Below are 26,956 nucleotides of genomic sequence, written 5' to 3'. Positions count from 1 at the left end.
TTGTTCCCTCGGGGACGTTCTTCGTTACTGTCCTCCTTGGGCGCGGCACGCCCGGCACGCGGCCGCGCGGTTCAAGGGCGTTGTGACTGAACGGAGTCGGGGCAGTGGCTACTCCTCCTGGAGGCGGCGAAGAGGTACCGCAGGCGGGGTACTACCCGGACCCGTCCATTCCCGGGTACATCCGGTACTGGAACGGGGGCGCCTGGGTTCCCGGTACGAGCCGGCCCGCCCCCCGGGACGGCGAGGTTCCGCCCGGCCCGCCCGCCTCGGCGATTCCGGCGGGCCCGATCCTGGCCTCCGGCCCCGCCCCGGCACCGGTCTCCGCGCAGACCGCCGAGCCGGTGCGGACCGCCGAGCCCGTGCGGACCGTCGAGCCCGTGCGCTCGGTCGAGCCCGTGCCTTCCCCCGAACCCGCGGGTCCCGCCGCCTCCGTCCCGGCCCAGGTCCAGGCGCCCGCGCACGTCACCGCCCAGGCCCTGCCCCAGGCCCCGTTCCAGCCCCGGCCCGTCGCGCCGGCTCCCGTACCGGCCGTGGAGGAGACCGGGCCCGTCTTCTTCGACGAGGAGCCGGTCGCCCCGGAGCCCGCCTCCGCCTGGCAGGCGGACACCTCCCGCCAGACCGGCTTCGGCGGCGACCGCGACCAGCGGGTCTCCTGGGGCGCGCCCCGGACCCCGGACCCGCGCACCCCGGCGGAGTGGCCGGTCGCCGGTGCGGCTGAACCCGCCGGGGCACCGGCCCCCGCGCCCGAACGGGCGGCGGACCCCCGGGCCACCGGGGGAGCGGCGCGACTCGGCGGGATGCCGGTCACGCCGATCCCCACGCCCGCCCCGGCGCCCCAGCAGCCCCAGCCGGCGCCCCAGCAGCCCCAGCCGACGCCCCGGCAGTCGCGGCCCGCCCCCCGGTCGGCTCCCGAGCCCGTAGCGGCCGCACCGGCCCCCGCGCCCACGCCCGCCCCCGTACACCAGGCCGCCCCCGCACCCGCGCACCAGGCGCCCGCACCGGCTCCCGCGCCCGCCACGCCCTCCTGGGCCCAGCAGTCCCCGCCCCAGCCCCAGACGCAGCAGCCCCAAGGGCAGCAGCAGTCCCAGGGTCAGCCGCCCGTCGTCCCCTGGAAGCCGCCGGTCGACGACCTTTTCGTCCAGGCGGCCCGCGCCCAGGCCTCCGCGCGCCCCGCCGGGCTCGGCAGGCGTCTGCTCGCCCGGCTGATCGACACCGTCGTCCTGGGGGCGCTCGTCGGCGCCGCCTCCTTCCCGTTCGTGACCGCCGCCCTCGCGCACATCGACGGCAAGATCGAGGCGGCCAAGCAGTCCGGCGTCACCGTCCAGGTCTGGCTGGTGGACGGGACCACGTCCGTCCAGTTCGGCATCGCGCTGGCCGCGCTGTTCGTCATCGGCGTCCTGTACGAGGCGCTGCCCACGGCCAAGTGGGGCCGCACGCTCGGCAAGAAGCTGTGCGGGATCGAGGTGCGGGACATCGAGGCGCACCAGCCGCCGAGGTTCGGGGCCTCCCTGCGCCGCTGGCTCGTCTACAGCGTTCTGGGTCTGCTGGCCGTCGGCGTCCTCAACGTCCTGTGGTGCCTCTTCGACCGTCCCTGGCGGCAGTGCTGGCACGACAAGGCGGCCCGTACCTTCGTGGCGCGCTGACCTGGCGCGGGGGGCCGCCGGACCCCTGATGGCGGAGGGTCCCCCGAACGGGCGGTGATTCCTTGCGGGGGCGCCGTGCCCGGGATGCACTGCCCCCATGAGCACCGATCAGCCGCCGTCCGGCCAGCCGCCCGAGGAGGACCCGTTCCTCAAGAGGCCCCAGGAGCCCCCGCCCCCCTCCGCCGGCCAGCCGCCCCCCTCCGACCCGCCGCCGCCCGGGCCGCCGCCGGGAGGTCAGCCGCCCGGGAGTCCGTACGGCCCCTCGGGCGGTTCCCCGTACGACGGCGGCATGCCGCCGCCGCCCCCGCCTCCGTACGGGAGCGGCTACGGCAGCGGGTACGGCGGGACCGATCCGCTCTCCGGGATGCCGCCGCTCGCCGAGTCCGGCAAGCGGATCATCGCCCGGATCATCGACTGGCTGATCATCGCGATCCCGCTGGCGATCATCGGTATCCCGTTCGACATCTACCAGCGGGCGACCGAGGACGGCAGCGACTTCGGTGACACGGTCAACAGCCTCAACGGCGGCAGCCAGCTGATCTTCCAGCTGATCACGATCGTCGCGTACGTCGCCTACGACACGGTGATGGTGGCCAAGAACGGCCAGACCCTCGGCAAGAAGTGGATGAAGCTGCGGGTCGCGATGCTCAACGACGGCTCGACGCCCCCGATGAGCCAGTCACTGCTGCGCGCGATCGTCCTGTGGCTGCCCGCGCTGATCTGCTGCGCCTGCCTGTGGCCGCTGCTCCTGCTGATCCTGATCCTGGTCGACAAGCCCTACAAGCAGGGTCTGCACGACAAGGCGGCGAAGACGGTCGTGGTCTCCGCCGCGCGGTGACACATCCGCCTCAGCGCGGACGAAGCGTCACGAACCGGTCCGGGTATCGGCCCCCGCGCCCACGCGCGCGGTCGGTACCCGGATCTCTTCGTTCCCGGAAGGGGGCGGGGTGGGCTCCGGAGTCTTGACGGCGGCCGTCCGCACCGGCATCCTCACCGCCACGAGCAGTCCGAGCAGCAGGCCCGCGAGGCTGATCACCGTGATGCCCAGCGTCGACGTGGTGCGCGAGAGCAGCAGCAGGGCGACGGTCGCGAGGACGACGGTGGCCGAACCGTAGGCGAGCTGTGCGGCGTTCGGACGCTGCATGACAGGTACCGCCCTCTCAGGACAACGGTTCGACTCTATGACAGTGGATGCCCGAGCGGCCCGCGCGTAAGCGTGACGTAACCCACGGTGCCGGGGGCACAGGGGGGCGCACGGAGTCATCCTGGCGGGCAAGTGCCTCCGTCAATGCGCCTGTTGGGGTCTCCGGGGTGGCTGGGGAGGGGTGGAAGAGTGTCCGGATATCGAAATTCGGCTCCCACATAGTGCAGTTGGTCTGTGCAAGTCAAGATCTGTCTTTTCTTGCCTCCCTCCGGTCGAATGTCGTCACTTGTGACGCGCGACCCCGCCGGACGGACACCCCACCTTCGGTCCGAAGAGCGCGGGCGCCGGGGAGGACATTTCAAGTGACCAACAGACGACGGGCGATCAGAACGTCCGCAGTCGTCGTGGCGCTCGCGGCTACCGCCGCCACCGCCTCGACCTTCACCACCGCTTGGGCCGACAATCACGGCAGCGTGACGCCGGCCGACGTTCGTCACGACCCGGCGCCCGGCGCCGGCGTCGACAAGGCGGCGGTCGACCACGACCTCGAGGGGCCCTTCAGCCGGCAGCAGGAGCAGCAGCGCAAGGCTGCCCTGGAGCAGGTGCTGAGCGGTGAGTCGAAGGTCGAGCGCCGCGGCGGCTCGCAGGTCGTCAAGCTCGACAGCAAGAAGTACGTCGAGCTGGGCCGCGAGAAGACCGACAAGATCTTCACGATCCTCGTCGAGTTCGGCGACAAGGTGGACACCACCACCCTCGTCGACCGTGCCGACGACGACACGACCGAGCCGAAGCCGAAGTTCGGCGGCACGCCCGGTCCGCTGCACAACCAGATAGCCAAGCCGGACCGTAAGCACGACAACTCCACGGACTGGAAGGCCGACTACAACCAGCAGCACTTCCAGGACCTGTACTTCGGCACCGGCAAGGACGCCAAGGGTCAGGCCAAGCAGTCGCTGAAGACCTACTACGAGAAGACCTCGTCCGGCCGTTACTCGGTCGACGGCAACGTCTCCGACTGGGTCAAGGTCGAGTACAACGAGGCCCGTTACGGCTCGAACTACTGCGGCAACAGCAACTGCTCCAACGTCTGGGACGCGGTCCGCGACGGCGTCACCGCCTTCGTGGCCGACCAGAAGGCCAAGGGCCGCACCGACGCCCAGATCAAGGCCGACATGGCCCAGTACGACCTCTGGGACCGTTACGACTTCGACGGCGACGGCAACTTCAACGAGCCCGACGGCTACATCGACCACTTCCAGATCGTCCACGCGGGCGAGGACGAGTCGGCGGGCGGCGGCGCCCAGGGCGGCGACGCCCTGTGGGCCCACCGCTGGTACGCGTACGGCACCAACGCGGGCAAGACCGGCCCGGCGAACAACAAGGCCGGCGGTACGCAGATCGGTGACTCGGGCATCTGGGTCGGCGACTACACGATGCAGCCGGAGAACGGCGGCCTCGGCGTCTTCGCGCACGAGTACGGCCACGACCTCGGTCTGCCGGACCTGTACGACACCTCCGGCCTCCCGGGCGCCGAGAACTCGACCGGCTTCTGGTCGCTCATGTCCTCCGGCTCCTGGCTCGGCCGCGGCAAGGACGCCATCGGCGACCTGCCCGGCGACATGAACGCCTGGGACAAGCTGCAGCTCGGCTGGCTGAACTACACCAAGGTCGCCAACGAGGGCCGCAAGTGGAACTCCACCCACAAGCTGGGCGTGGCGGAGTACAACACCAAGAACCCGCAGGCGCTGATCGTCGAGCTGCCGAAGAAGCCGGTCACCACCGATGTCGTCGCCCCCGCCGAGGGTGCCACGCAGTGGTGGAGCAACATGGGTGACGACCTCAAGAACACCCTGACCCGCTCCGTCGACCTGACGGGCAAGACGTCCGCCTCCCTGGAGCTCCAGGGCTGGTACGACATCGAGCTCGACTACGACTACCTGTACGCCGAGGTCTCGACCGACGGCGGCTCCAACTGGACGGCCCTCGACGGCACCGCCGACGGCAAGGCCATCCCGCGCGACGCGAGCGGCGCCCCGGCGCTGACCGACGTCTCCGGCACGCACAAGAAGCTCGTCTACGGCCTCAACGCCTACGCGGGCAAGAAGTTCGACCTCCGCTTCCGTTACCAGACGGACGGCGGCGCGGGCGGCAAGGGCTTCACCGCCGACGCCATCACCGTGACCGCCGACGGCGCCCCCGTCTTCTCCGACGGCGCCGAGAACGGTGACAACGGCTGGGTCGCCAAGGGCTTCTCGCGGGTCGGCAAGGGCTTCACGAAGGAGTACGAGCAGTACTACATCGCGGAGAACCGCCAGTACGTCTCGTACGACGCCACCCTCAAGGTCGGCCCGTACAACTTCGGGTTCACCGGTGAGAAGTCCAGCTGGGTCGAGCACTACCCGTACCAGAACGGTCTGCTCATCTGGAAGTGGGACCTCTCCCAGAAGGACAACAACACCGCGGTCCACCCGGGCCAGGGTCTGATCCTTCCGGTCGACGCCCACCCGACCCCGCTGAAGTGGAAGGACGGCACCCTGATGCGCAACCGCGTCCAGGCGTACGACTCCACCTTCGGCACCTACCGCACCGACGCCCTCCAGCTCCACAAGGCGGACGTCGCGACGTGGGTGAACTCCCAGAAGGGCAACCCGGTCTTCGACGACCGCAAGGGCACCTACTGGTTCCAGGAGACCGCTCGCGCCGGTGTCCAGGTAACTGACACCAACACCAAGATCGAGGTCGTCAAGGAGCCGAAGAACGGCGAGACGATCACGGTCCGCGTGGGTCCGTCCAAGAAGTAGTCAGTAAAACCGCAGGTCAAAGCATGATCGGCCGTCGCCCCCTAGCGGGCGACGGCCGATCGTGTTTAGGTGCGTCTGACGCTTTTCTTATTGACATTCGATCCACGGGGGAGTGGTTCCGCATGCCCAACGGAGGGTTCTGCAAGTTGCCGGGAGGCAGTGTGGTCGTCGCGATAGGGCTGCCGAGCCCGGCCCGCGACGGCGCCACCGTCCGCTTCCTGGTCCACGCCGCCAACCGTGCCCGCGCCCTGACCAGGCTGCGGAACCTCGGTCTCCGGGCGGTCTACCTCCGAGGCAACAGCGAGCCGCCCACCCCGGACGAGATCACCGCCGTCCTGCACCACCCGGACGGCCTGCTGTGGAGATCCACCCCGGGCGCCGCCCAGGAGCTCTGGCACCCCGTACGGTCCCTCCCCAGGGAACCGGCGGCCTAGGGCGCGTCCCGTCCGCCGTCAGGCCACGACCGGCTTCCCGGTCAGTTCCACGCCCGCCGCCCGCAGCTCCTCCAGGGCCCGGTCCGTCGACGCCTTCGCGACGCCGGCCGTCAGATCGAGCAGCACATGGGTCCGGAAGCCCTCGCGGGCCGAGTCCAGCGCCGTCGCCCGGACACAGTGGTCGGTGGCGATGCCCACCACGTCGACCTCGGTGACGTCCCGCTCGCGCAGCCACTCCGCGAGCGTCCGCCCGTTCTCGTCGTGCCCCTCGAACCCGCTGTACGCCGCCGAGTACGCGCCCTTGTCGAAGACGGCGTCGATCGCCCCGCTGGCGACGGCCGGCGCGAAGTTCGGGTGGAAGCCGACCCCCTCCGTACCGGCCACGCAGTGCACCGGCCAGGAGGTGAGGTAGTCCGGCTCCTCACCGGCCGGGGCGAAGTGCGCCCCCGGGTCGACGTGGTGGTCGCGGGTGGCGACCACGTGCCGGTAGGAGGTGCCCGCCGTCTGGCCGACCAGGTCGGTGATGGCGGCGGCGACGTCCGCGCCGCCGGTCACCGCGAGGCTGCCGCCCTCGCAGAAGTCGTTCTGAACGTCCACAACGATCAATGCGCGGTGCATGGCGGGTGTCCTTAGCGCGTCGGGGAGGGGTGGGTTCGAGCCTAGAGACTTCCCTCTCCCGGTGGGAGGGGGCCGGAGGACCTACAGGTACTCCGTCGGCAGCACCGGCTCGCCCCGGGAGAGCTGGATCGCCGACATCGGCAGTCCGGAGCGGGCCGAGATGTGCCGGGACCTGGCGGCCTCCAGCGGCTCCCTGGCCACCACGTCACCGCCCTTCACCAGCTCGACCAGGAGCTGGTGGTCGGCGAGCTCCGGCGGCACCGGCCCGGTGCCCACGACCTCCGCCTCGGCCACCCCGTCCGCGTCGGGCCTGCGCGCCGCCCACTTGCGGCCGCCGACCGAGGCCTTGCCGCCGAGGGACTTCTTGGCGACCGGCACCAGGGGCGCCCTGAGGTCGGCCGAGGCCGCCCGCGCCACCAGCTTGTAGACCATGGAGCAGGTCGGGTGGCCGCTGCCGGTGACCAGCTGGGTGCCCACCCCGTACGCGTCGACCGGGGCCGCCGCCAGAGAGGCGATGGCGTACTCGTCGAGGTCGGAGGTGACGACGATCCTGGTGTCCCGCGCGCCCAGCTCGTCCAGCTGCGCCCGCACCCGGTGCGCGACGAGCAGCAGGTCGCCGGAGTCGATCCGGACCGCCCCGAGCTCGGGTCCCGCGACCTCCACGGCCGTACGGACGGCCTCGGCCACGTCGTAGGTGTCGACCAGCAGCGTCGTTCCCCGCCCGAGGGTCTCGACCTGGGCCCGGAAGGCGTCCCGCTCGCTGTCGTGGAGGAGGGTGAAGGCGTGGGCGGAGGTGCCGACGGTCGGGATGCCGTAGCGGAAGCCGGCCGCCAGGTCGGAGGTGGAGTCGAAGCCGCCGACGTAGGCGGCGCGGGAGGCGGCGACGGCCGCCAGCTCGTGGGTGCGCCGGGCACCCATCTCGATCAGCCGGCGCCCGCCGGCCACGGCCGACATGCGGGAGGCGGCGGCGGCGATCGCCGAGTCGTGGTTGAGGATGGAGAGGATCACCGTCTCCAGGAGCACGCACTCGGCGAAGGAGCCCTCGACGCGCAGGACGGGCGAGCCGGGGAAGTACACCTCGCCCTCGGGGTAGCCCCAGATGTCGCCGGAGAAGCGGTAGCGGGCCAGCCATTCCAGGGTCGGCTCGTCGACGATGCCGCGTTCGCGCAGGAAGGCCAGGACGGCCGGGTCGAAGCGGAAGTTCTCGACGGCGTCCAGGACCCGGCCGACTCCGGCGAGGACGCCGTAGCGCCTGCCCTCGGGCAGCCGCCGGGTGAAGACCTCGAAGACGGATCGCCGGTCGGCGGTGCCGGCCCGGAGGGCCGCCTGGAGCATGGTCAGCTCGTACTGATCGGTGAAGAGCGCGGTCGACGGCACGTCCACCGGCAACCCAAGGTCCGCAGCGTTCATGTCAGCGATGCTAGCGCAGAAATCGTCAAAGTGACGAATAGGGGGCCGGGTGAGTGACGGATCATGGGCCGAGCGGGTGGCCCGCCCGTCCGCGCGCAGGTGACCCGTTTGTGCGACGGACCCCTCGGGGTGGCAGCATGGGGTGAGTGAGCGTCGCGCCTATTGAGATCGAACGTACGGAATCGGCCGAGAAGGTGTCGGCCGTCGTCGAACCGGACGTGCCGTGGGTGACCCTCGTGCACAACGATCCGGTCAACCTGATGAGCTACGTGACCTACGTCTTCCAGGCGTACTTCGGCTACTCCAAGGACAAGGCGCACAAGCTGATGCTCGACGTGCACCACAAGGGCCGCGCGGTCGTCTCCAGCGGCACCCGCGAGGAGATGGAACGCGACGTGCAGGCCATGCACGGCTACGGCCTGTGGGCGACCCTCACCCAGGACCGCGGCTGATGGCCGGCCGCTTCGAGACCCTGCCCGGCGGCGGCGCGGCCGTCGCCCTCGACGACGTCGAGATCTCCATCCTCCGCTCCCTCGCCGTCCAGCTCATGGAACTGATCGGGCCGGGCGACGAGCCCGCCGCCGACGCGGACCCGCTGGCCGCGCTCTTCGCCGAGGGCCCGAGCAAGCCGCCGTCCGACCCCGCGCTCAAGCGCCTCTTCCCCGACGCGTACGGGGACGACAGCGAGGAGCTGCGGGCGGCCGCCTCCGACTTCCGCCGCTACACCGAGAACGACCTGCGGGCCCGCAAGCGCGAGGACGCCCTCGTCGTCATCCGCGCCCTGGACGGGCTCTCCGCCGACGCGACGGACGAGGGCGGCGTCGTCCTGAAGCTGACCCCGGACGAGTCCCGGGCCTGGCTCGGCGCGCTCAACGACCTCCGGCTGACCATCGGGACCCGCCTGGAGGTCACCGACGAGGAGAGCGAGCAGCTGTACCGGCTGCCGGACTCCGACCCGCGCAAGCCGATGGTGATGGCGTACCTCTGGCTGGGGGCGCTCCAGGAGTCCCTCGTCGAAACCCTGATGTCGTAGCGGCCCCGCCACCCCTCCGCGGCGGGGTGTTCGCTCAGCGGACGCTCAAATCCGGATAACGAATGCGTTATCGGAGCGTCCGCTTTGCCGTGTTGAATCCTTTTCGCCTGGCGATTCATGTGGCGTGCGCCACAGCCGATTCCCTCGATCGCGTCCCACCCCGTGATAAATCTTCACGACCGCTCGGGGACGCCACCCCTGTTCCCGAGGGCGCTCCGACCGGCTGACCGCCGGTGGCACTCCATCCACATCCGGGGGGATCAGGATCTGATCCGCGGCAGACGCACTCGCAGTCGCGCGGATCAGCATGGAGAAAGGCGCACCACCATGACCTCTGTGCAGGTCGACAAGCAGCACGACGGCACCGACGGGGCCGTGGACGGCGGCGAGGGCTACCAGCGTGGCCTCGGCGCCCGGCAGATCCAGATGATCGCGATCGGCGGTGCCATCGGCACCGGCCTCTTCCTCGGCGCCGGCAAGGCCATCGCCAAGGCGGGCCCCAGCCTGATCCTCGCGTACGCCATCGCGGGCCTGGTCATCTTCTTCATCATGCGGGCCCTGGGCGAGCTGCTCATGTACCGCCCCGTGTCCGGCTCCTTCGCGGAGTACGCACGCGAGTTCGTCGGCCCGTTCTGGGGCTTCGTGACCGGCTGGACGTACTGGCTCTTCTGGGTCGTCACCGGCATCACCGAGGTCACCGCCGCGGCCACGTACATGACCTATTGGTGGGACATCCCGCAGTGGATCTCCGCACTGGTCTTCACGGTCATCCTCTACGGCGCCAACCTGATCTCCGTGAAGCTCTTCGGTGAGCTGGAGTTCTGGTTCTCCATGGTCAAGGTCACCGCGATCATCGGCATGATCCTGATCTGCGCCGGCATCCTCACCATCGGCTTCTCCGACGCCGGCGACACCGCCTCCGTGACCCACCTGTGGGACCAGGGCGGCTTCTTCCCCACCGGCATCGGCAACACGCTGATGACCCTGCAGATCGTCATGTTCGCCTTCCTCGCCGTCGAGCTCGTCGGCGTCACCGCGGGCGAGTCCAAGGACCCGAAGACCGTCCTGCCCAAGGCCATCAACACCGTGCCGTGGCGCATCGCCGTCTTCTACGTCGGCGCGCTGATCATGATCCTGTCGGTCGTCCCGTGGACCGAGTTCCAGCCGGGCGTCTCCCCGTTCGTCGCCGCCTTCGAGAAGATGGGCCTCGGCGTCGGCGCCGCCATCGTCAACTTCGTGGTCCTGACCGCGGCCCTCTCCTCCTGCAACTCGGGCATGTACTCCACCGGCCGCATGCTGCGCGACCTCGCGCTCAACGGCCAGGGCCCGAAGGTCTTCACGAAGCTCACCAAGAGCGGCACCCCGCTGCTCGGCCTGACCTTCTCGGCCTCGCTGATGCTCGTCGGCGTCTGGATCAACTACGTCGCCCCCGGCAAGGCCTTCGAGTACGTCGTCTCCTTCGCCACCATCTCCGGCATGTGGGCCTGGATCATGATCCTGGTCTGCCAGATCCGCTACCGCGCCAAGGCGAACCGCGGCGAACTCCCCGAGTCCACCTTCAAGGCCCCCGGAGCCCCGTACACCAGCTGGTTCGCGCTCCTCTTCATCGGCATGGTCATCGTGATGATGGGCATCGACGAGGGCGCCCGGGTCTCCCTGTACTGCGCCCCGGTCTGGGGTCTGATCCTGGGCGTCTCCTACCTGGTCCTCAAGGCCCGCAACCCCGAGGGTGCGGCCTTCGCCAAGCGGTCGTAACCGGCCTTCCCCAAGAGGCCGCCACCTCGACCGTCTCGGCATGCGGGCCGTTCCGTACCACTCCCCGGTACGGAACGGCCCGCACGCTTATCCTGTCGCCATGCTGACCATCACCCGGGCCCTGTACGACCAGATCGTGGACCACTCCCGCGCGGACCACCCCGACGAGGCCTGCGGCGTGGTCGCGGGCCCGGCCGGCACCGGGCGCCCCGAGCGCTTCGTCCCGATGCTCAACGCGGCCCGCTCGCCCACGTTCTACGAGTTCGACTCCGCGGACCTGCTCAAGCTCTACCGCGACATGGACGACCGGGACGAGGAGCCCGTCATCGTCTACCACTCGCACACCGCGACCGAGGCCTACCCGTCCCGCACGGACATCACGTACGCCAACGAGCCCCAGGCCCACTACGTCCTCGTCTCCACCGCCGACAGCGACGGCACGGGACCCTTCCAGTTCCGTTCCTACTCGATCGTCGACGGCGTCGTGACCGAGGAGGAGGTCAAGGTCGTCGAGGCGTACGACGCCTGAGAGACTGACCCGGAACCCGGGCGGCAGGACCCAGGAAGCCGGTGAGAATCCGGCACGGTCCCGCCACTGTGACCGGCGCCTCCGGGCGCCGGGAGCCAGGAACTGACCTGCCGCCTCCCACCACCGACTGGGGACGTGGAAATCCCCGGAGGAGGCACTCCGCCATGACCTGGCACCGTCGTACCCTGCTGCCCGCCGCCGCCCTCGTCCCCCTGCTCGCCGGCTGCTCGGCCCCCGCGGAGCAGGCGCCCGCGGCGAAGGCCGCGCCCGGATTCCCGTACACCGTCACCAACTGCGGTGCGAAGGCGACCTACCAGGCCCCGCCGAAGCGCGCGGTCACCATGAACCAGCACGTCACCGAGATCATGCTCGCCCTCGGCCTGGAGAAGTCGCTCGTCGGCACGGCCTACCTGGACGACGCGATCCTCCCCGCCTACAAGAAGGCGTACGACACGGTCCCCGTCCTCGCCAAGGAGTACCCCTCCAAGGAGGCCCTCCTCGCCGCGAACCCCGACTTCGTGTACGGCGGTTACGGCTCCGCCTTCGACGCCAAGGACGGGCGCGGCCGCGACGACCTGAAGCGCGCCGGCATCGCCACCCGCCTCAACACCGAGTACTGCCCCTCCGGTTCCCCCTCCCTCGACGACCTCTACCGCGAGGTCCGCGAGATCGGCCGGACCTTCGGCGTCGGCGACCGGGCCGAGACCTGGATCCGCGAGGCCCGCGGCACCGTCGCCGCCCAGGAGAAGCGCCTCAAGGGCGTGAAGCCCGTCTCCGTCTTCGTCTACGACAGCGGCGACAAGACCGCGTTCACCGCGGGCGGCAAGGGCATCGGCAACGAGCTCATCACCCGCGCCGGCGGCCGCAACGTCTTCGCCGACCTCGGCAAGGCCTTCGGCGACGCGACCTGGGAGCAGGTCGTCGCCCGCAAGCCCGAGGTCGTCGTCATCTACGACTACGGCTCCACCACCGTCGAACAGAAGAAGAAGCGGCTCCTCGACGACCCCGCCCTCAAGGACGTCCCCGCGATCAAGAACCGCCGGTTCGCGGTCATGCCGCTCTCCGACACGGTCCTCGGCGTCCGCGTCCCCGCCGCCCTCGACAAGCTGGCGGCCCAGCTCCACCCCACCACCCGATGAACACGGGGACGCGCGAGACCGGCGGACGGGACACCCCGGCCACACCCCCCGCCCCGACCGGCGCGAAGCCCCGCCCCGGGGCGGGGCGGGACCCCGGGGCCGCCGGCCGGCCCGCCGCCGAGGCCCGCCGGGCCGCCGTCGGCCGGCTGCCGTATCCGGTCGTCGTCCTCGGGCTGCTCGTCGCCCTCGCCCTCGCCTCGCTCGTCTCCCTCGCCCTCGGCTCCGTCCGCATCCCGCCCGGCCAGGTGATCGACGCGCTCACCGGGCGGGCCGGGCCCTCCCCGTACCGGACGATCGTCCTCGACGTCCGGCTGCCGCGGGTCCTGCTCGGCGCGGTCGTCGGCGCCGGGCTCGCCGTCGTCGGCGCCGTCCTCCAGGCCCTCGTCCGCAACCGGCTCGCCGACCCCTTCCTCCTCGGGGTCTCCTCCGGCGCCTCCGCCGGAGCCGTCCTGGTCCTCGTCGTCGGCATCGGCGGCGGGATCACCACCACCCTCGCCCTGCCCGCCGGAGCCTTCGCCGGAGCCCTGGTCTCCCTCGTCCTCGTCTACGGGCTCGCGCGGCGCGGCGGCACCATGACGGGCAGCCGGCTCGTCCTCGCCGGAGTCGCCGTCTCGTACATCCTCTCCGCCCTCGCCACCCTCCTCCTGGTCGTCGCCGGCCGGCCCGAACACTTCCAGGAGGCGCTGTACTGGACCCTCGGCGGCCTCGGCAGCGCCCGCTGGGACACCCTCGTCCTGCCCGCCGCGGTCCTCGCGCTCGGCGTCGGCGTCCTCCTCACCCTCGCCCGCCCGCTCGACCTCCTCCTCGTCGGCGAGGAGAGCGCCACCGTCCTCGGCCTGGACACCCCCCGCTTCCGCGCCGCCGTCTTCGTCCTCGCCTCCCTCGTCACCGCCGTCATGGTCGCCGCCAGCGGAGCCGTCGGCTTCGTCGGCCTGATGGCCCCGCACGCCGCCCGCCTCGCCGTCGGCGCCCCGCACCGCCGGCTCCTCCCCGTCGCCGCGCTCGGCGGCGCGCTCGCCCTGGTCCTCGCCGACCTCGGCGCCCGTACCGTCGCCGCGCCCCAGGACATCCCCGTCGGCGTCCTCACCGCCCTCACCGGCGGCCCGTTCTTCCTCTGGCTGATGCGCCGCCGCCCGGAAGGGGCGTCCCTGTGACCGAACTGCGCCTGGAGGGCCTCTCGTACGAGGAACGGCTCCGCGCCGTCGACCTCACCGTCCGCCCCGGCGAGACCGTCGGCCTCATCGGCCCCAACGGCAGCGGCAAGACCACCCTCCTGCGCTGCGTCTACGGCACCCTCGCCCCCACCGCGGGCCGCGCCCTCCTCGACGGCGACGACCTCCACGCCATCGGGCCGAAGGCCCGCGCCCGCCGCGTCGCCACCGTCCCCCAGGACAGCGCCACCGAGTTCGAGCTGACCGTCCGCGAACTGGTCACCCTCGGCCGCTCCCCGCACAAGCGGTTCTGGGAGGGCGACACGGGCGCCGACCGCGAGCGGACCGGGACCGCCCTCGCCCGCGTCGGCCTCACCGAACTCGCCGACCGCGCCTACCCCACCCTCTCCGGCGGCGAACGCCAACGCGCCCTCGTCGCCCGCGCCCTCGTCCAGGAACCGGCCCTCCTCGTCCTCGACGAACCCACCAACCACCTGGACATCCGCAACCAGCTCGACGTCCTCGCCCTCGTCCGTACGCTGGGCACCACCAACCTGCTCGCCCTCCACGACCTCAACCTGGCGGGGGCGTACTGCGACCGGATCTACGTCCTGGAGCGGGGCCGGGTCGTCACCGGCGGCACCCCCGCCGAGGTCCTCACCCCGGCCCTCCTGGAGGCCGTCTACGGTGTGGAGACCGAGGTCATCCCGCATCCGAGGACCGGCAGCCCGACCGTCCTCTACCAGCACCGTCCGGCAGGCGGTCAGGAACTATCCACCATGTGAGATCACATTCCGGAACCCGGACCGGGAATCGATACGATGAGCCCATGGTTTCCCACGACGTGAGCGAAGAGAGCCCGAGCGGCCTGCTGCTCGTGGCGCGCCTGCACGTCGACCTGTGCCGCCTCGCCAGCGCGATCTGTCCGACCCGCGCCGCGCTCTGAGCGACCGGCCGAGCGCACCCTCGTACGACCCCCCTCCGCGCGGGGGCCCCAGCAGCGCGCCCACCACGCCACTTCCGACAGGAGCCCACGCCATGGCCATCGAGGTCCGCATCCCGACCATCCTCCGCACCTACACCGACGGCGAGAAGGCCGTCGAGGGCAGCGGCGGCACCCTCGCCGAGCTCTTCGCCGACCTGGAGTCCCGCCACAACGGGATCGAGGCCCGCATCGTCGACGGCGGCAAGCTCCGCCGCTTCGTCAACGTCTACCTGAACGACGAGGACGTCCGCTTCCTCGACGGCATCGACACCAAGCTCACCGACGGCGACAGCGTCACGATCCTGCCGGCCGTCGCCGGTGGCATGGTCTGATCCACATGCGCTACGACTCCTCGCTGGCGGCGGTCGGCAACACGCCGCTCGTCCGCCTCCCCCGGCTCTCGCCCTCGGACCACGTCCGCATCTGGGCGAAGCTGGAGGACCGCAACCCGACCGGCTCGGTCAAGGACCGTCCCGCGCTCCACATGGTCGAGCAGGCGGAGAAGGACGGCCGTCTCACCCCCGGCTGCACCATCCTGGAGCCGACCAGCGGCAACACCGGCATCTCCCTCGCCATGGCCGCCAAGCTCAAGGGCTACCGCATCGTCTGCGTCATGCCCGAGAACACCAGCGAGGAGCGCCGCCAGCTGCTGGCCATGTGGGGCGCGGAGATCATCTCGTCCCCCGCGGCCGGCGGGTCGAACACGGCGGTGCGCGTCGCCAAGGAGCTCGCGGCGGAGAACCCGTCCTGGGTGATGCTCTACCAGTACGGCAACCCCCACAACGCCGGCGCCCACTACGCCACCACGGGCCCCGAGATCCTCGCCGACCTGCCCTCCATCACCCACTTCGTGGCCGGCCTCGGCACCACGGGCACGCTCATGGGCGTCGGCCGCTACCTGCGCGAGCAGAAGCCCGACGTCAAGATCGTCGCCGCCGAGCCGCGCTACGACGACCTCGTCTACGGGCTGCGGAACCTCGACGAGGGCTTCGTACCGGAGCTGTACGACGCCTCCGTCCTCACGACCCGCTTCTCCGTCGGCTCCGCCGACGCGGTCACCCGCACCCGCGAACTGCTCCAGCAGGAGGGCATCTTCGCGGGCGTCTCGACGGGCGCGGCGCTGCACGCGGCCATCGGCGTCGGCAACAAGGCACTGAAGGCGGGCGAGAGCGCGGACATCGCCTTCGTCGTGGCCGACGGCGGCTGGAAGTACCTGTCGACGGGCCTCTACACGGCCGCGACCACCGAAGAGGCGATCGCGTCGGTCCAGGGCCAGCTCTGGGCGTAGCCCCGCCGCGGCGCCCGCGAGCCGTGACCCGCTAGCGCGCCAAGTGGCGGACCTGGTCCCACACGACCGGGTCCGCCTCTCCCACTCTGCGCCGGAAATCCGCGACCGGCACCTCGCGCAGCTCGTCCGTCTCCAGGAAGCTCGGCCTGCCCTGCGCGTCGCCCACCGCCCCCGGCGGCAGCGCGATCACCCCCGGCCGCTCGTCGTGGTACCTGCTGGTGATCTTGGCGACGAGCACGCTGCCCCGCCGCACCGACAGCACGAGACAGGGCCGGTCCTTCGAACCGGGCCCGTCCTCGAAGGGCACGTCCGCCCACCAGATCTCCGCCGCCCGCGGCCCCCGCCCCGGGCGCGCGGGCGCCTTCCGCGGCCCGGCGGGCCCGCGCGGCGGCCGCCCCGGCGGCCGGGTCCGCCCCGACGGCCGGCGCGAGGAGCGCTTCCGTCCGTCGGCGAGCACCACCGCCAGTGCGATCACCACGACCGCGACCAGCGCGGGCCACCACGACGTGTCCATACCTCAAGACGGTACCGGCGCGCCGCTCACTCCGCCGAGGCGGCCCACCATCCATCCGAACCGGTGACAGAGCCCGTGAGTTCGCCCACAACGGGCCACCACGAAGGAGCGACAGGCCCGGGTGCGCCTTACGCTCGACAGACCGCACAGCCTCCCCCTTCCTCAGCGCGCTTTCCGTATCCGTCCACGGAGGTTCACGCTCCATGAAGCTCACCGTCGTCGGCTGCTCCGGGTCGTTCCCGTCCGCGGATTCGGCCTGTTCGAGCTACCTCGTCGAGGCCGACGGCTTCCGGCTGCTCCTCGACATGGGCAACGGCGCCCTGGGCGAGCTGCAGCGACACATCGGTCTGTACGACCTCGACGCGATCTTCCTCAGCCATCTGCACGCGGACCACTGCATCGACATGTGCGGGTACTTCGTCGCCCGCTACTACCGGCACGAGGGCGGGCGCTGCGACGCGATCCCCGTCTACGCGCCGGAGGGTGCCGAACAGCGGCTGACCACGGCGTACGCGGACACCCCGTCCCCCACCTCGATGGGCGAGGTCTTCGACTTCCGCACGCTGAAGTCGGAGTCCTTCGAGATCGGCCCCTTCTCCGTCCGTACGGAGAAGGTGTGCCATCCGGTCGAGGCGTACGGCATCCGGATCGAGCACGGCGGCCGTTCGCTCACGTACTCCGGGGACACCGGGGTCTGCGAGTCGCTGCACAAGCTCGCCGAGGGCACCGACCTCTTCCTCTGCGAGGCCTCCTTCACCCACGGCAAGGAGGACATCCCGGCCCTCCACCTCAACGGCCGGGAGGCGGGGGCGGAGGCCGCCCGCTCCTCGGTGGGCCGGCTCGTCCTCACCCACATCCCGCCGTGGACCGACGGCGAGCTGAACCTGGCGGACGCGCGCGAGGTCTACTCGGGCCCGTCGGAACTGGCGAGACCGGGCGCGGTCTACGAGGTCTGAGCCTCGTAGGGACGGTCCGAGCTCGGTACGGACGGTCCGAACTCGGTACGGACGGTCCGCGACCCGTACGGACAAAGGGGAAGGCCCCGGAACCTGGACGGTTCCGGGGCCTTCCCCTCACTGCGGGGCGAGGCTCACGCCTTGGTGAGGTCCTCGAGCTCCTCGTCGGACTCGCGGCCCGGCGTGGGGAGGTTGAACTTGGTGATCGCGAAGCGGAAGACCACGTAGTAGATCGCCGCGAAGACGAGACCGATCGGGATGATCAGCCACGGCTTGGTCGCGAGGTTCCAGTTCAGCAGGTAGTCGATGCCGCCCGCGGAGAAGGTGAAGCCCGCGTGGACGCCGAGGGCCCAGGTGACGGCCATCGAGACGGCGGTCAGGACCGCGTGGATCGCGTACAGGACCGGCGCGATGAACATGAAGGTGAACTCGATCGGCTCCGTGATACCGGTGACGAAGGAGGTCAGGGCGAGCGAGACCATCATGCCCATCACGGCCTTGCGGCGCTCGGGGCGAGCGGCGTGGGCGATGGCGATCGCGGCGGCCGGGAGGCCGAACATCATGATGGGGAAGAAGCCCGACATGAAGATTCCGGCGCTCGGGTCACCGGCGAAGAAGCGGTTGAGGTCACCGTGGACGACCTCGCCGGCGGCGTTGGTGAAGTCACCGATCTGGAACCAGGAGACGGTGTTCACGAACTGGTGCATGCCGACGGGGATCAGCGCGCGGTTGATGAGACCGAAGAGACCGGCGCCACCGGCGCCGAGGCCGGTCATCCACTCGCCGAAGCTGGAGATGCCCTCACCGATCGGCTCCCAGACCAGGCCGAAGACGACGCCGACGGCGGTGCCGACGAAGGCCATGATGATCGGGACGAGACGGCGGCCGTTGAAGAAGCCGAGCCAGTCCACCAGCTTGGTGCGGTGGAACTTCTGCCACAGCACCGCGGAGAGCAGACCCATCAGGATGCCGCCGAGGACGCCCGGGTTGTTGAACGTCGCGGCGACGTCGACACCCTTGTTGGCGGTCGTGTTGACGACGGCGTCGGTGATGGGGAAGGCCTTGAGCACGTTGCTGTAGACCAGGAAGCCGACGAGCGCGGCCAGGGCGGTGGAGCCGTCCGCCTTCTTGGCGAAGCCGATGGCGACGCCGATGCAGAAGAGCAGGGGCAGGTTGTCGAAGACCGCGCCGCCGGCGGTGGCGAAGACGGAGGCGACCTTGTCCCAGCCGAGCCCGTCCTTTCCGAAGACGTCGGGCTGGCCGAGACGGAGCAAGATACCCGCGGCCGGCAGTACGGCGATCGGCAGCTGCAGGCTGCGACCGACCTTCTGCAGGCCCTGGAACAGGCCGGATCCGCGCTTCTTCGCGGGAGCGGCGGCCTGGGCGGTGGCCGTACTCATCAACTTCCTCCAGTAAGGCAAGGCGCCGCCAGAGGATGGAAAGGGGGGACGGCGACGTCTCGTGGAACGCGGTGGTCTGGACCGCGTGGTCTACACCAATGAGTGGTGTAGACCAGTTGTAGCACGTGAGACTTAGATAAGGAACCTGCGAATTCTGTGCGCTCAGCCATAGCTGGAAATGCACGACATAAGGCCCCCGGACGGTGAGGTCCAGGGGCCTTCGGCGGGCCTTACGAGGGGGGCGAAAGCCCCGAAACGGTCAGGGCTCCGCGGGGTGACCGCCGCGCTACCTGACGTTGTCGCGCCGTCTCACTTGACGTTCTCGCGCTCCATCTCGTCCCCCACCTCGTCCGGCTCGCGGCCGGGGGTCTGGAGGTCGAACTTGGTGATCGCGAAGCGGAAGATCGCGTAGTACACGACCGCGAACGCGAGGCCGATCGGAATGATCAGCCACGGCTTCGTCGCGAGGTTCCAGTTGATCACGTAGTCGATCAGACCGGCCGAGAAGCTGAAGCCGTCCTTCACGCCGAACGCCCACGTCACCGCCATCGACACACCCGTCAGCACGGCGTGGATCGCGTACAGCACCGGGGCGATGAAGAGGAACGAGTACTCCAGGGGCTCCGTGATGCCGGTGACGAACGAGGTCAGCGCCACCGAGAGCATCAGACCGCCGACCTCCTTGCGGCGGTGCGGCTTCGCGCAGTGGGTGATCGCGAGCGCCGCCGCCGGCAGCGCGAACATCATGATCGGGAAGAAGCCCGTCAGGAACTGTCCGGCGTTCGGGTCGCCCGCCAGGAACATGGGGATGTCGCCGTGGACCGTCGTGCCGTCCGGCTTCTCGTACGTGCCGAACTGGAACCAGATGGGCACGTTCAGGAACTGGTGCAGGCCGATGACGAGCAGCGCCCGGTTCGCCAGGCCGAAGATGCCCGAACCCCAGGAGCCGAGCCCGACCAGCCAGTCGCTGAAGCTCTCCAGGGCGTCACCGATCGGCGGCCAGATCCACAGGCAGAGCGCGGCGAACGCGATCGCCACGAACGTCATGATGATCGGGACGAGACGACGGCCGTTGAAGAAGCCCAGCCAGTCGACCAGCTTCGTCCGGTGGTACCGCTGCCACAGGTACGCCGTGAGCAGGCCCATGACGATGCCGCCGAAGACACCCGGGTTCTGGTACGTGTAGCCGGCGAACGAGTCGTCGATGGCGAGGCAGCCGCCGCCGATGTCCTTCGAGCCCTCGGGGCAGTCCTTCGGGAACTGGCGCAGCACCGTGTAGTAGACGAGGAAGCCGACGACCGCCGCCAGCGCGGTCGAGCCGTCCGACTTCTTCGCCATGCCGATCGCGACACCGATGCAGAACAGCAGCGGCAGGCCGAGGTTGCCGTCGAGGAGGGCGCCGCCCGCGCCCGCCATCACCTTGGCGACGTTGTCCCAGCCGAGACCGTCCGCGCCGAAGACGTCCGGCTGACCGAGCCGGTTGATGATGCCCGCGGCCGGCAGCACGGCGATGGGGAGCTGGAGGCTCCGCCCCATCTTCTGCAGTCCCTGGAAGAGCCCGCCCCACAGGGACTTCTGCGGCCGCGCCGCGGCGCTGTCCGTACTCATCGGCGACCTCCCTGCCCGGAACAAGCCGGGTCCGCGTCTCGTTGCACACTGGTGTAGACCAGTTGCGATAGGCTCCGGGAGCCCGCTGAGGACAGGCCGCCGGTGATCGTCATCATTCGGCAGAACGGCGGCACTCGCTCGCGAAGTTGGGCCAACCGTGGGTTACCGTGACAAAGCGGACCACAGGTGCGCCGAGATTCGCGTCCTCGCGAACGGAACGGACAGGGAGAGACACATGGCCAGCAAGGCTGAGAAGATCGTCGCCGGGCTCGGCGGCATCGACAACATCGAAGAGGTCGAGGGCTGCATCACCCGCCTGCGCACCGAGGTCGTGGACCCCAGCCTGGTCGACGAAGCCGCGCTCAAGGCCGCCGGCGCCCACGGCGTCGTCAAGATGGGCACCGCGATCCAGGTCGTCATCGGCACCGACGCCGACCCGATCGCCGCCGACATCGAAGACATGATGTGAGCAGCTGACCCCGCAGACATGATGTGAGCGGCCCGACCCCGTCGGCACCCTCACATCGCCAAGGGCCCGTTCCGGCAGGGGAACGGGCCCTTCGTCATGGACGGCCACGGGGAGAACGGACCCCTCGTCATGTCCCGCTAGGCTCGTCCCATGTCTCGTATCGACGGCCGTACCCCCGAACAGCTCCGCCCCGTCACCATCGAACGCGGATGGAGCAAGCACGCCGAGGGCTCCGTCCTCATCTCCTTCGGCGACACCAAGGTCTTCTGCACCGCCTCCGTCACCGAAGGCGTCCCGCGCTGGCGCAAGGGCAGCGGCGAAGGCTGGGTCACCGGCGAGTACTCGATGCTCCCGCGCGCCACCAACACCCGCGGCGACCGCGAATCCGTCCGCGGCAAGATCGGCGGCCGCACCCACGAGATCTCCCGCCTCATCGGCCGCTCCCTGCGCGCCGTCATCGACTACAAGGCCCTCGGCGAGAACACGATCGTCCTCGACTGCGACGTCCTCCAGGCCGACGGCGGCACCCGCACCGCCGCCATCACCGGCGCCTACGTCGCCCTCGCCGACGCCGTCGCCTGGGCCCAGGGCAAGAAGCTCGTCAAGGCCGGCCGCAAGCCCCTCACCGGCACCGTCGCCGCCGTCTCCGTCGGCATCGTCGACGGCGTCCCCCTCCTCGACCTCTGCTACGAGGAGGACGTCCGCGCCGACACCGACATGAACGTCGTCTGCACCGGCGACGGCCGCTTCGTCGAGGTCCAGGGCACCGCCGAGGCCGAGCCCTTCGACCGCAAGGAGCTCAACGCCCTCCTCGACCTCGCGTCCGGCGGCTGCGCCGAACTCGCCGAGATCCAGCGCAAGGCCCTCGAAGGCACCCTCACCGCCTGAGACCGGCCGGGTCGCAACCCCCGGAGTTCGTACGGCGTCCTGACGGACAACGGGTGCACGGATACGATCCGTGCACCCGTACGTCTGCACGAACCTGGGGGAGGACCCGCCTTGAAGCGCCGTCTCGCACTCGCCGTGGCCACGGCCGCCGCACTCACCACCGTCCTGAGCGGCTGCGGAGCCCTCGACAAAGCAATGGACTGCGTCAAGACCGCCGACGCGATAGCCACCTCGGTCACCAAGCTCCAGGACGCCGTCTCCAACGCGTCCAACGACGTCACGCAGATCGAGGAGTCCCTCAACTCGATCTCCACCGAGCTCGGCAACCTCAAGGACACCACCGACAACGCCGACCTCGCCAAGGCCGTCGACGACCTCACCAAGGGCGTCGAGACCGTCCGCACCTCCGTGAAGAACGGCGACGCGACCCCGGACATCCAGCCCATCACCGACGCGGCCACCGAGATCGGCAAGGTCTGCACCCCGGGATAATCGGTGGCATGACCCGTCTGATCCTCGCCACCCGCAACGCGGGCAAGATCACCGAACTCCACGCGATCCTCGCCGACGCAGGTCTCGACCTGGAACTCGTCGGCGCGGACGCGTACCCGGAGATCCCCGACGTCAAGGAAACCGGCGTCACCTTCGCCGAGAACGCCCTCCTCAAAGCCCACGCCCTGGCCCGGGCCACCGGCCTGCCGGCCGTCGCCGACGACTCCGGCCTCTGCGTCGACGTCCTCAACGGCGCCCCCGGCATCTTCTCCGCCCGCTGGTCCGGCACCCACGGCGACGACCGCGCCAACCTGAACCTGCTCCTCGCCCAGCTCTCCGACATCGCCGACGAACACCGGGCCGCCCACTTCGCCTGCGCGGCGGCGCTCGCCCTCCCCGACGGCACGGAACGCGTGGTCGAGGGCCGGATGTCAGGCCTGCTCCGCCACACCCCCGTGGGCACGAACGGCTTCGGCTACGACCCGATCCTCCAGCCGGAGGGCCACGCCATCACCTGCGCGGAACTGACCCCGTCGCAGAAGAACGCGATCAGCCACCGGGGGAAGGCGTTCCGGGCGCTGGTACCGGTGGTGAGGGAACTGCTGGGCTGAGGGCGACACGAAGAAGAGCCGCCCTGATGGGCGGCTCTTTCTTCCGCTGTGCGGCCGATGGGACTCGAACCCACATGGGCGAAACGCCCAGAGGCACCTAAAACCTCCGCTTATACCATTCAGCAACGGCCGCGTGCACAGTCATGGTAGCGGTCAGCCCGACCTCGCATCAGGGGCACGTCGGCGACCTCCCCGGCACCACGTATCGGTGACCGCATGGCAGTTGGGGCACAGCAGGCGCAGGTTCTCGCGCCGGTCGTCCCGCCAGTCCCCGTTGATGTGATCGACCTCCAACGTCATCGGCTCGCCGAGCCACTCGGGGCCGACACCGCATCCGACGCACTCCTCCCGCACGCCCACCTCGCGCAGCGCACGCCGGAGCAGATGCGTCCTCGTCCTCCTCTTCTCCTCGTGCCGGACGAGGATCTCCTCCGGCCGCTTCACCGGCGTCGGGCCCGGCTTCCCCCGCTGGTGGGCCTGGCCCAGGAAATGCGCGGTCGAGAGGTTGTCGCTGGAGATCCACTGCCGCAGTCGGCCTCGCTGTGTCCCCGTGACCGGACGCCCGAGCCGACGCAGCACTTCCGCGACGGAGAGGGATGCCGCCACGACGTCGCGCAGCACCTCGGGAGCGGGGCCTTCCTCCCGTGCGGAGAGCGTTCCGCGCGTCATGCGGCTCGCCCCCTGTCACGCCCTCGGTAGCCGGGCGTCGTGGAGTGGCAGTTCGGGCACAGGAACCGCAGGTTCTCGATGCGGTTGTCGCGCCAGTCGCCGTCGATGTGGTCGACCTCCAGCGGCAGCGGCCGGCCGCGCCAGACGGCCTCGTTGCCGCACATCGCGCACTGCTTCCGTACCCCGGACTCCGTCATCGCCCAGGTCAGGCGATCACCCGGCACGCGTCTGGTCTGCGGACCGGTCTGCTCCACGAGCAGCGCCTCGGGTGTGCGGGGGCGCCGGGGCCCTCCCCGTCGGGACGGCGCACGGAAGTGTGAGGTGTCGATGCCGTACGCCTTGATGCGGCGGCTCAGGTGCGCGTGCTGCCCGCCCACGACCTCCACCCCCAGCCGCCGCAGCACCTCGCACATGTTCGTGGACGCCGCCACCGCCTCCTCCAGGACCTCCCGGGTCCACCGCGTCCCCTCCCGCTCGAAGTGCGAGATGTCCACGCCCAGCTTCCGCATCCGCTCCCGCACGTATCTCCGCGTCCCGCTCCTCGGGTCCACCCCCAGCCGTTCCAGCGCCTCCGTCAGCGTCCGCGTCCCCCGCGCGGCCGCTTCCAGGCGTTCCCTCGTGTACGCGCTCGTCGCCATCGCGTCCCCTCCCCAGTACGGATCTCGTACGGAGTAACGACCCGAATATCGGACGGTCACGTCATATCGCGTACGAACCTCGCTCACGGCCGGGACGCGGAACGGCCCGCGCCGGATGATTCCGGTGCGGGCCGTTCGGGAGGCGGAGGGCGGCGAGGGTCAGAACTTCGGTTCCGGGGCCTGGGACATGACCAGTTCCGCCGCTTCCTCCGGGGTCTCCACCGACGGCGGGGAGCCCTCCAGGGGCTGCTGGGCCGTCTCCTTCATGCACGCCACCGCGACCACGCCGACGAGCGCCGCGCCCATCGCGTAGTACGCCGGCATCAGGTTGCTGCCGGTCGCCCCGATCAGGGCCGTGATCACCAGCGGGGTCGTACCGCCGAACAGCGACGCCGACAGGTTGTAGCCCACCGAGAGGGAGCCGTACCGGACCTCCGTCGGGAAGAGCGCGGGCAGCGCCGCCGACATCGTGCCGAGCATGCAGACCAGCGACAGGCCGAGCATCAGCATGCCCGCCGTGATCGCCGGGATCCCGCCCTGCCCGATCAGCAGGAACGACGGCAGCGACAGGAAGAGGAACCCCAGCATGCCCGCCATCAGCACCGGCTTGCGCCCGAAGTGGTCGCTCAGACGGCCGACCTGGGTGATGACCAGCATCAGCAGGACCATCACGACGAGCAGGATCAGCAGCCCGTGCGTCTCGCTGTAGCCGAGTTCGTCGGAGAGGTACGTCGGCATGTACGACAGCAGCATGTAGTCGGTGATGTTGTACGCGCCCACCAGCGCGATGCACAGGATCAGCGTCGGCCACTGCTGCCGGAAGATCTTCGCCAGGTCGCCCTTGGTCGAGGTCTCCACCGCGTCCGCCGCCTCGGAGGCGCGCGCCGACTCGCTCTCCAGCTTCTGGAACGCGGGCGTCTCGTCGAGCCGCAGCCGCAGGTAGAGGCCGACCAGGCCCAGCGGACCCGCCACCAGGAACGGCACGCGCCAGCCCCACGCCTCCATCGTGTCGGAGCCGAGCCAGGTGCTGAGCGCCGTCACGAGGCCCGCCGCGGCCACGTACCCGGCCAGGGTGCCGAACTCCAGGAAGCTGCCGAAGTAGCCGCGGCGGCGGTCGGGCGCGTACTCGGCGATGAAGGTCGAGGCGCCCCCGTACTCGCCGCCCGTCGAGAAGCCCTGGAGCATCCGGAAGAGGATCAGGAGGACGGGCGCCCAGAAGCCGATCGTGGCGTACGACGGGATCAGGCCGATCGCGAAGGTGCCGACCGCCATGAGGATCATGGTCAGGGCGAGGACCTTCTTGCGGCCCAGCCGGTCACCCATCGGGCCGAACACCATGCCGCCGAGCGGGCGGACCAGGAAGGCGACCGCGAACGTCGCGAACGACGACAGCAGCTGGACGGTGTCGTTGCCGGACGGGAAGAAGACATGGCCGAGGGTGACGGCGAGGTAGGCGTAGATGCCGAAGTCGAACCACTCCATGGCATTGCCCAGCGAGGCCGCCTTCACGGCCCGCTTGACCGCCGCCTCGTCGGTGACCGTGATGTCGGTCCGCCGCAGCCGGGGCTGCCGACGCCGGGTGATGGCCCTGAACAGGAGGGGATGGCGTCTCAGGGCATCGGGATCGGCGGCGGGGTCGCGGTCTGTGGCCGGCATGGCCGTACGTCCTCTCTGGGGGCAACAACTCCAGGAGGCACTTCTGCGCGGTCATGTCGTTCGCAAACGGAAACCGCCCGGGAATGGGACGTGCGTCACGTCCCCCCGGGCGGCCTTGCGTGGTTCCGGGCCCTTACGTCGCTTTGGCCCGGCCGCCGGGTCGGTCCGGCCCGGCTCAGCCCTCGATGGCCAGGTCCTTGATGATCTTGGCGACGTGGCCGGTGGCCTTCACGTTGTAGAAGGCGTGCTCCACCTTGCCGTCCTCGTCGACGACGACCGTCGAGCGGATCACGCCCGTCACCGTCTTGCCGTACAGCTTCTTCTCGCCGAAGGCGCCGTACGCCGTCAGCGTCTCCTTCTCCGGGTCGCCGACCAGCGTGACCCTCAGGTTCTCCTTCTCGCGGAACTTCGCCAGCTTCTCCGGCTTGTCCGGGGACACGCCGATGACGTCGTAGCCCGCCGCCGCGAGCACGTCGAGGTTGTCCGTGAAGTCGCAGGCCTGCTTCGTGCAGCCGGGGGTAAGAGCGGCCGGGTAGAAGTAGACGATGACCTTGCGGCCCTTGTGGTCCGCGAGGGAGACGTCGTTGCCGTCCGCGTCGGGCAGGGTGAAGGCGGGGGCGGTGTCGCCGGGCTGCAGTCGCTCGCTCATGGCTCTCCTCGGGATGGTTCGCGTACGCGTTCAGAGCCTAATGGGGGTCTGGGACGACCCGGAGGCGGCAGAGCTGACAGACTGGCGGTCAAGACCGATCATCGACCGGATCACGACTACGGAGGCAGCGCGGTGTCAGAGGCCAGGACCCCTGCGCAGATCGAGGCGGACATCGTCCGCCGGCGCGAGCAGCTCGCCGTCACTCTCGACGAGATCGGCATTCGGGTGCACCCGAAGACGATCGTCGGGGACGCCAAGGCCAAGGTCGCCTCGACGGTCGACCAGACCGCCGGGCGCGCCTTCGACGCAGTCAACCGCGTCGTCTCGGACGTGAAGGCACGTTTCACCCATGAGGACGGTGCCCCGCGCCTGGAGCGCGTGGTTCCGGCGGCCCTCGTCGTCGTGGCGGTCGTCGGACTGCTCGCCGTGTCCTCCCGCAAGGGGAAGGGATGACCCCTCCCCGCCACGGGCGCCAC

Annotated in this window: 30 protein-coding genes, 1 tRNA gene and 1 riboswitch; of the genes, 20 read left to right on the top strand and 11 right to left on the bottom strand. The window is 70.4% G+C overall.

Going from position 1 to position 26,956, the window contains the following annotated elements:
- The first annotated feature begins 104 nt into the window (after nt 1-104).
- Nucleotides 105-1,643 (top strand): RDD family protein, encoded by a 1,539-nt coding sequence (locus ABT129_RS08990; RefSeq protein WP_351898452.1) that lies wholly within the window; start codon nt 105-107, stop codon nt 1,641-1,643.
- Between the two features lie 97 nt (nt 1,644-1,740).
- Nucleotides 1,741-2,481, top strand: coding sequence for an RDD family protein (locus ABT129_RS08985; protein WP_351898450.1), 741 nt, complete (start codon nt 1,741-1,743; stop codon nt 2,479-2,481).
- Nucleotides 2,482-2,508: 27 nt separating this feature from the next.
- On the opposite strand, the gene ABT129_RS08980 is transcribed toward ABT129_RS08985, so the two are convergent.
- A complete protein-coding gene (locus ABT129_RS08980) occupies nt 2,509-2,787 on the bottom strand; it encodes a hypothetical protein (protein ID WP_351898448.1) in 279 nt (92 codons plus the stop codon).
- Between the two features lie 362 nt (nt 2,788-3,149).
- On the opposite strand from ABT129_RS08980, the gene ABT129_RS08975 reads away from it, so the two are divergent.
- Nucleotides 3,150-5,588: an immune inhibitor A domain-containing protein gene (locus ABT129_RS08975; protein ID WP_351898445.1), complete on the top strand. Its 2,439-nt coding sequence runs from the start codon at nt 3,150-3,152 to the stop codon at nt 5,586-5,588.
- A gap of 122 nt (nt 5,589-5,710) precedes the next feature.
- Nucleotides 5,711-6,022 (top strand): hypothetical protein, encoded by a 312-nt coding sequence (locus ABT129_RS08970; protein WP_015033879.1) that lies wholly within the window; start codon nt 5,711-5,713, stop codon nt 6,020-6,022.
- A gap of 18 nt (nt 6,023-6,040) precedes the next feature.
- Here ABT129_RS08970 and ABT129_RS08965 read toward each other — a convergent pair whose 3' ends face one another.
- Nucleotides 6,041-6,640, bottom strand: a complete 600-nt coding sequence (locus tag ABT129_RS08965; protein ID WP_351898442.1) for a nicotinamidase — start codon at nt 6,638-6,640, stop codon at nt 6,041-6,043.
- Nucleotides 6,641-6,721: 81 nt separating this feature from the next.
- On the bottom strand, nt 6,722-8,050 hold the full coding sequence (locus tag ABT129_RS08960; RefSeq protein ID WP_351898440.1) for a nicotinate phosphoribosyltransferase: 1,329 nt from the start codon (nt 8,048-8,050) through the stop codon (nt 6,722-6,724).
- A gap of 146 nt (nt 8,051-8,196) precedes the next feature.
- On the opposite strand from ABT129_RS08960, the gene clpS reads away from it, so the two are divergent.
- The 10 genes from clpS (at nt 8,197) to ABT129_RS08910 (ending at nt 15,930) form a co-directional block, all read left to right on the top strand.
- Nucleotides 8,197-8,502: an ATP-dependent Clp protease adapter ClpS gene (gene clpS, locus ABT129_RS08955; protein WP_351898438.1), complete on the top strand. Its 306-nt coding sequence runs from the start codon at nt 8,197-8,199 to the stop codon at nt 8,500-8,502.
- Nucleotides 8,502-9,083: a DUF2017 domain-containing protein gene (locus ABT129_RS08950; protein ID WP_351898436.1), complete on the top strand. Its 582-nt coding sequence runs from the start codon at nt 8,502-8,504 to the stop codon at nt 9,081-9,083. The genes clpS and ABT129_RS08950 overlap by 1 nt, the downstream gene beginning before the upstream one ends.
- Nucleotides 9,084-9,410: 327 nt before the next feature.
- Entirely contained in the window at nt 9,411-10,838 is a 1,428-nt protein-coding gene (locus ABT129_RS08945) for an amino acid permease (protein ID WP_351898433.1), read from the top strand.
- A 100-nt stretch (nt 10,839-10,938) separates the two neighbouring features.
- Complete coding sequence (locus tag ABT129_RS08940) at nt 10,939-11,367, top strand: M67 family metallopeptidase (RefSeq protein ID WP_351898431.1); 429 nt, start codon at nt 10,939-10,941, stop codon at nt 11,365-11,367.
- Between the two features lie 31 nt (nt 11,368-11,398).
- Nucleotides 11,399-11,472: riboswitch (cobalamin riboswitch) on the top strand.
- A 59-nt stretch (nt 11,473-11,531) separates the two neighbouring features.
- The gene (locus ABT129_RS08935) at nt 11,532-12,506 is read left to right on the top strand and encodes an ABC transporter substrate-binding protein (RefSeq protein ID WP_351898428.1); all 975 of its coding nucleotides are present in this window, start codon (nt 11,532-11,534) and stop codon (nt 12,504-12,506) included.
- Nucleotides 12,503-13,660 (top strand): FecCD family ABC transporter permease, encoded by a 1,158-nt coding sequence (locus ABT129_RS08930; RefSeq protein ID WP_351898426.1) that lies wholly within the window; start codon nt 12,503-12,505, stop codon nt 13,658-13,660. Before ABT129_RS08935 ends, ABT129_RS08930 begins: the two co-directional genes overlap by 4 nt.
- Nucleotides 13,657-14,442 (top strand): ABC transporter ATP-binding protein, encoded by a 786-nt coding sequence (locus ABT129_RS08925; RefSeq protein WP_351898423.1) that lies wholly within the window; start codon nt 13,657-13,659, stop codon nt 14,440-14,442. The genes ABT129_RS08930 and ABT129_RS08925 overlap by 4 nt, the downstream gene beginning before the upstream one ends.
- A gap of 44 nt (nt 14,443-14,486) precedes the next feature.
- Nucleotides 14,487-14,603, top strand: coding sequence for a putative leader peptide (locus ABT129_RS08920; RefSeq protein WP_351898421.1), 117 nt, complete (start codon nt 14,487-14,489; stop codon nt 14,601-14,603).
- Nucleotides 14,604-14,695: 92 nt separating this feature from the next.
- The gene (locus ABT129_RS08915; RefSeq protein WP_351898418.1) at nt 14,696-14,974 is read left to right on the top strand and encodes a MoaD/ThiS family protein; all 279 of its coding nucleotides are present in this window, start codon (nt 14,696-14,698) and stop codon (nt 14,972-14,974) included.
- 5 nt (nt 14,975-14,979) lie between these two features.
- Nucleotides 14,980-15,930, top strand: coding sequence for a PLP-dependent cysteine synthase family protein (locus tag ABT129_RS08910; RefSeq protein WP_351898416.1), 951 nt, complete (start codon nt 14,980-14,982; stop codon nt 15,928-15,930).
- A gap of 31 nt (nt 15,931-15,961) precedes the next feature.
- On the opposite strand, the gene ABT129_RS08905 is transcribed toward ABT129_RS08910, so the two are convergent.
- The gene (locus ABT129_RS08905; protein WP_351898413.1) at nt 15,962-16,444 is read right to left on the bottom strand and encodes a type II toxin-antitoxin system PemK/MazF family toxin; all 483 of its coding nucleotides are present in this window, start codon (nt 16,442-16,444) and stop codon (nt 15,962-15,964) included.
- Nucleotides 16,445-16,647: 203 nt separating this feature from the next.
- On the opposite strand from ABT129_RS08905, the gene ABT129_RS08900 reads away from it, so the two are divergent.
- The gene (locus ABT129_RS08900) at nt 16,648-17,400 is read left to right on the top strand and encodes an MBL fold metallo-hydrolase (RefSeq protein WP_351898411.1); all 753 of its coding nucleotides are present in this window, start codon (nt 16,648-16,650) and stop codon (nt 17,398-17,400) included.
- A gap of 134 nt (nt 17,401-17,534) precedes the next feature.
- Here ABT129_RS08900 and ABT129_RS08895 read toward each other — a convergent pair whose 3' ends face one another.
- Nucleotides 17,535-18,800 (bottom strand): PTS transporter subunit EIIC, encoded by a 1,266-nt coding sequence (locus ABT129_RS08895; RefSeq protein WP_351898408.1) that lies wholly within the window; start codon nt 18,798-18,800, stop codon nt 17,535-17,537.
- Between the two features lie 309 nt (nt 18,801-19,109).
- Nucleotides 19,110-20,408 (bottom strand): PTS transporter subunit EIIC, encoded by a 1,299-nt coding sequence (locus ABT129_RS08890; RefSeq protein WP_351898406.1) that lies wholly within the window; start codon nt 20,406-20,408, stop codon nt 19,110-19,112.
- A gap of 235 nt (nt 20,409-20,643) precedes the next feature.
- On the opposite strand from ABT129_RS08890, the gene ABT129_RS08885 reads away from it, so the two are divergent.
- From ABT129_RS08885 to rdgB, 4 genes are all read left to right on the top strand, one after another.
- Nucleotides 20,644-20,877: a PTS sugar transporter subunit IIB gene (locus tag ABT129_RS08885; RefSeq protein ID WP_351898403.1), complete on the top strand. Its 234-nt coding sequence runs from the start codon at nt 20,644-20,646 to the stop codon at nt 20,875-20,877.
- A gap of 150 nt (nt 20,878-21,027) precedes the next feature.
- Nucleotides 21,028-21,765 (top strand): ribonuclease PH, encoded by a 738-nt coding sequence (gene rph, locus ABT129_RS08880; RefSeq protein WP_351898401.1) that lies wholly within the window; start codon nt 21,028-21,030, stop codon nt 21,763-21,765.
- 111 nt (nt 21,766-21,876) lie between these two features.
- Nucleotides 21,877-22,257, top strand: a complete 381-nt coding sequence (locus tag ABT129_RS08875; RefSeq protein ID WP_351898398.1) for a hypothetical protein — start codon at nt 21,877-21,879, stop codon at nt 22,255-22,257.
- An 8-nt stretch (nt 22,258-22,265) separates the two neighbouring features.
- Nucleotides 22,266-22,868, top strand: coding sequence for an RdgB/HAM1 family non-canonical purine NTP pyrophosphatase (rdgB, locus tag ABT129_RS08870; RefSeq protein ID WP_351898396.1), 603 nt, complete (start codon nt 22,266-22,268; stop codon nt 22,866-22,868).
- 49 nt (nt 22,869-22,917) lie between these two features.
- Here rdgB and ABT129_RS08865 read toward each other — a convergent pair.
- From ABT129_RS08865 to bcp, 5 genes are all read right to left on the bottom strand, one after another.
- Nucleotides 22,918-23,001 (bottom strand) — tRNA-Leu (locus ABT129_RS08865).
- Between the two features lie 20 nt (nt 23,002-23,021).
- Complete coding sequence (locus ABT129_RS08860; RefSeq protein ID WP_351898394.1) at nt 23,022-23,537, bottom strand: HNH endonuclease signature motif containing protein; 516 nt, start codon at nt 23,535-23,537, stop codon at nt 23,022-23,024.
- A complete protein-coding gene (locus tag ABT129_RS08855; protein ID WP_351898392.1) occupies nt 23,534-24,175 on the bottom strand; it encodes an HNH endonuclease signature motif containing protein in 642 nt (213 codons plus the stop codon). The genes ABT129_RS08860 and ABT129_RS08855 overlap by 4 nt, the downstream gene beginning before the upstream one ends.
- 159 nt (nt 24,176-24,334) lie before the next feature.
- Nucleotides 24,335-25,831 carry a glycine betaine/L-proline transporter ProP gene (gene proP / locus ABT129_RS08850; RefSeq protein ID WP_351898389.1) on the bottom strand — a complete coding sequence of 499 codons (1,497 nt, stop codon included), beginning with the start codon at nt 25,829-25,831 and terminating at the stop codon, nt 24,335-24,337.
- A 175-nt stretch (nt 25,832-26,006) separates the two neighbouring features.
- Nucleotides 26,007-26,480 carry a thioredoxin-dependent thiol peroxidase gene (gene bcp / locus ABT129_RS08845; protein ID WP_351898387.1) on the bottom strand — a complete coding sequence of 158 codons (474 nt, stop codon included), beginning with the start codon at nt 26,478-26,480 and terminating at the stop codon, nt 26,007-26,009.
- A 132-nt stretch (nt 26,481-26,612) separates the two neighbouring features.
- Here bcp and ABT129_RS08840 point away from each other — a divergent pair, with 132 nt between their 5' ends.
- The gene (locus ABT129_RS08840; RefSeq protein WP_351898385.1) at nt 26,613-26,933 is read left to right on the top strand and encodes a DUF3618 domain-containing protein; all 321 of its coding nucleotides are present in this window, start codon (nt 26,613-26,615) and stop codon (nt 26,931-26,933) included.
- The last annotated feature ends 23 nt before the right edge of the window (nt 26,934-26,956 follow it).

It is taken from the genome of Streptomyces sp. NPDC002057 (genome assembly GCF_040296665.1).
Classification (GTDB): domain Bacteria; phylum Actinomycetota; class Actinomycetes; order Streptomycetales; family Streptomycetaceae; genus Streptomyces.
The sequence above is the reverse complement of the archived record's forward strand: the minus strand, read 5'-3'. Positions and strand labels throughout refer to the sequence as shown.

Coding starts and splice junctions, on each gene's coding strand:
- ABT129_RS08985 (WP_351898450.1), top strand. CDS start 1,741: ATGAGCACCGATCAGCCGCCGTCCGGCCAGCCGCCCGAGGAGGACCCG.
- ABT129_RS08980 (WP_351898448.1), bottom strand. CDS start 2,787: ATGCAGCGTCCGAACGCCGCACAGCTCGCCTACGGTTCGGCCACCGTC.
- ABT129_RS08970 (WP_015033879.1), top strand. CDS start 5,711: ATGCCCAACGGAGGGTTCTGCAAGTTGCCGGGAGGCAGTGTGGTCGTC.
- ABT129_RS08965 (WP_351898442.1), bottom strand. CDS start 6,640: ATGCACCGCGCATTGATCGTTGTGGACGTTCAGAACGACTTCTGCGAG.
- ABT129_RS08960 (WP_351898440.1), bottom strand. CDS start 8,050: ATGAACGCTGCGGACCTTGGGTTGCCGGTGGACGTGCCGTCGACCGCG.
- ABT129_RS08950 (WP_351898436.1), top strand. CDS start 8,502: ATGGCCGGCCGCTTCGAGACCCTGCCCGGCGGCGGCGCGGCCGTCGCC.
- ABT129_RS08945 (WP_351898433.1), top strand. CDS start 9,411: ATGACCTCTGTGCAGGTCGACAAGCAGCACGACGGCACCGACGGGGCC.
- ABT129_RS08940 (WP_351898431.1), top strand. CDS start 10,939: ATGCTGACCATCACCCGGGCCCTGTACGACCAGATCGTGGACCACTCC.
- ABT129_RS08935 (WP_351898428.1), top strand. CDS start 11,532: ATGACCTGGCACCGTCGTACCCTGCTGCCCGCCGCCGCCCTCGTCCCC.
- ABT129_RS08930 (WP_351898426.1), top strand. CDS start 12,503: ATGAACACGGGGACGCGCGAGACCGGCGGACGGGACACCCCGGCCACA.
- ABT129_RS08920 (WP_351898421.1), top strand. CDS start 14,487: ATGGTTTCCCACGACGTGAGCGAAGAGAGCCCGAGCGGCCTGCTGCTC.
- ABT129_RS08915 (WP_351898418.1), top strand. CDS start 14,696: ATGGCCATCGAGGTCCGCATCCCGACCATCCTCCGCACCTACACCGAC.
- ABT129_RS08910 (WP_351898416.1), top strand. CDS start 14,980: ATGCGCTACGACTCCTCGCTGGCGGCGGTCGGCAACACGCCGCTCGTC.
- ABT129_RS08905 (WP_351898413.1), bottom strand. CDS start 16,444: ATGGACACGTCGTGGTGGCCCGCGCTGGTCGCGGTCGTGGTGATCGCA.
- ABT129_RS08900 (WP_351898411.1), top strand. CDS start 16,648: ATGAAGCTCACCGTCGTCGGCTGCTCCGGGTCGTTCCCGTCCGCGGAT.
- ABT129_RS08895 (WP_351898408.1), bottom strand. CDS start 18,800: ATGAGTACGGCCACCGCCCAGGCCGCCGCTCCCGCGAAGAAGCGCGGA.
- ABT129_RS08890 (WP_351898406.1), bottom strand. CDS start 20,408: ATGAGTACGGACAGCGCCGCGGCGCGGCCGCAGAAGTCCCTGTGGGGC.
- ABT129_RS08885 (WP_351898403.1), top strand. CDS start 20,644: ATGGCCAGCAAGGCTGAGAAGATCGTCGCCGGGCTCGGCGGCATCGAC.
- rph (WP_351898401.1), top strand. CDS start 21,028: ATGTCTCGTATCGACGGCCGTACCCCCGAACAGCTCCGCCCCGTCACC.
- rdgB (WP_351898396.1), top strand. CDS start 22,266: ATGACCCGTCTGATCCTCGCCACCCGCAACGCGGGCAAGATCACCGAA.
- ABT129_RS08860 (WP_351898394.1), bottom strand. CDS start 23,537: ATGACGCGCGGAACGCTCTCCGCACGGGAGGAAGGCCCCGCTCCCGAG.
- ABT129_RS08855 (WP_351898392.1), bottom strand. CDS start 24,175: ATGGCGACGAGCGCGTACACGAGGGAACGCCTGGAAGCGGCCGCGCGG.
- proP (WP_351898389.1), bottom strand. CDS start 25,831: ATGCCGGCCACAGACCGCGACCCCGCCGCCGATCCCGATGCCCTGAGA.
- bcp (WP_351898387.1), bottom strand. CDS start 26,480: ATGAGCGAGCGACTGCAGCCCGGCGACACCGCCCCCGCCTTCACCCTG.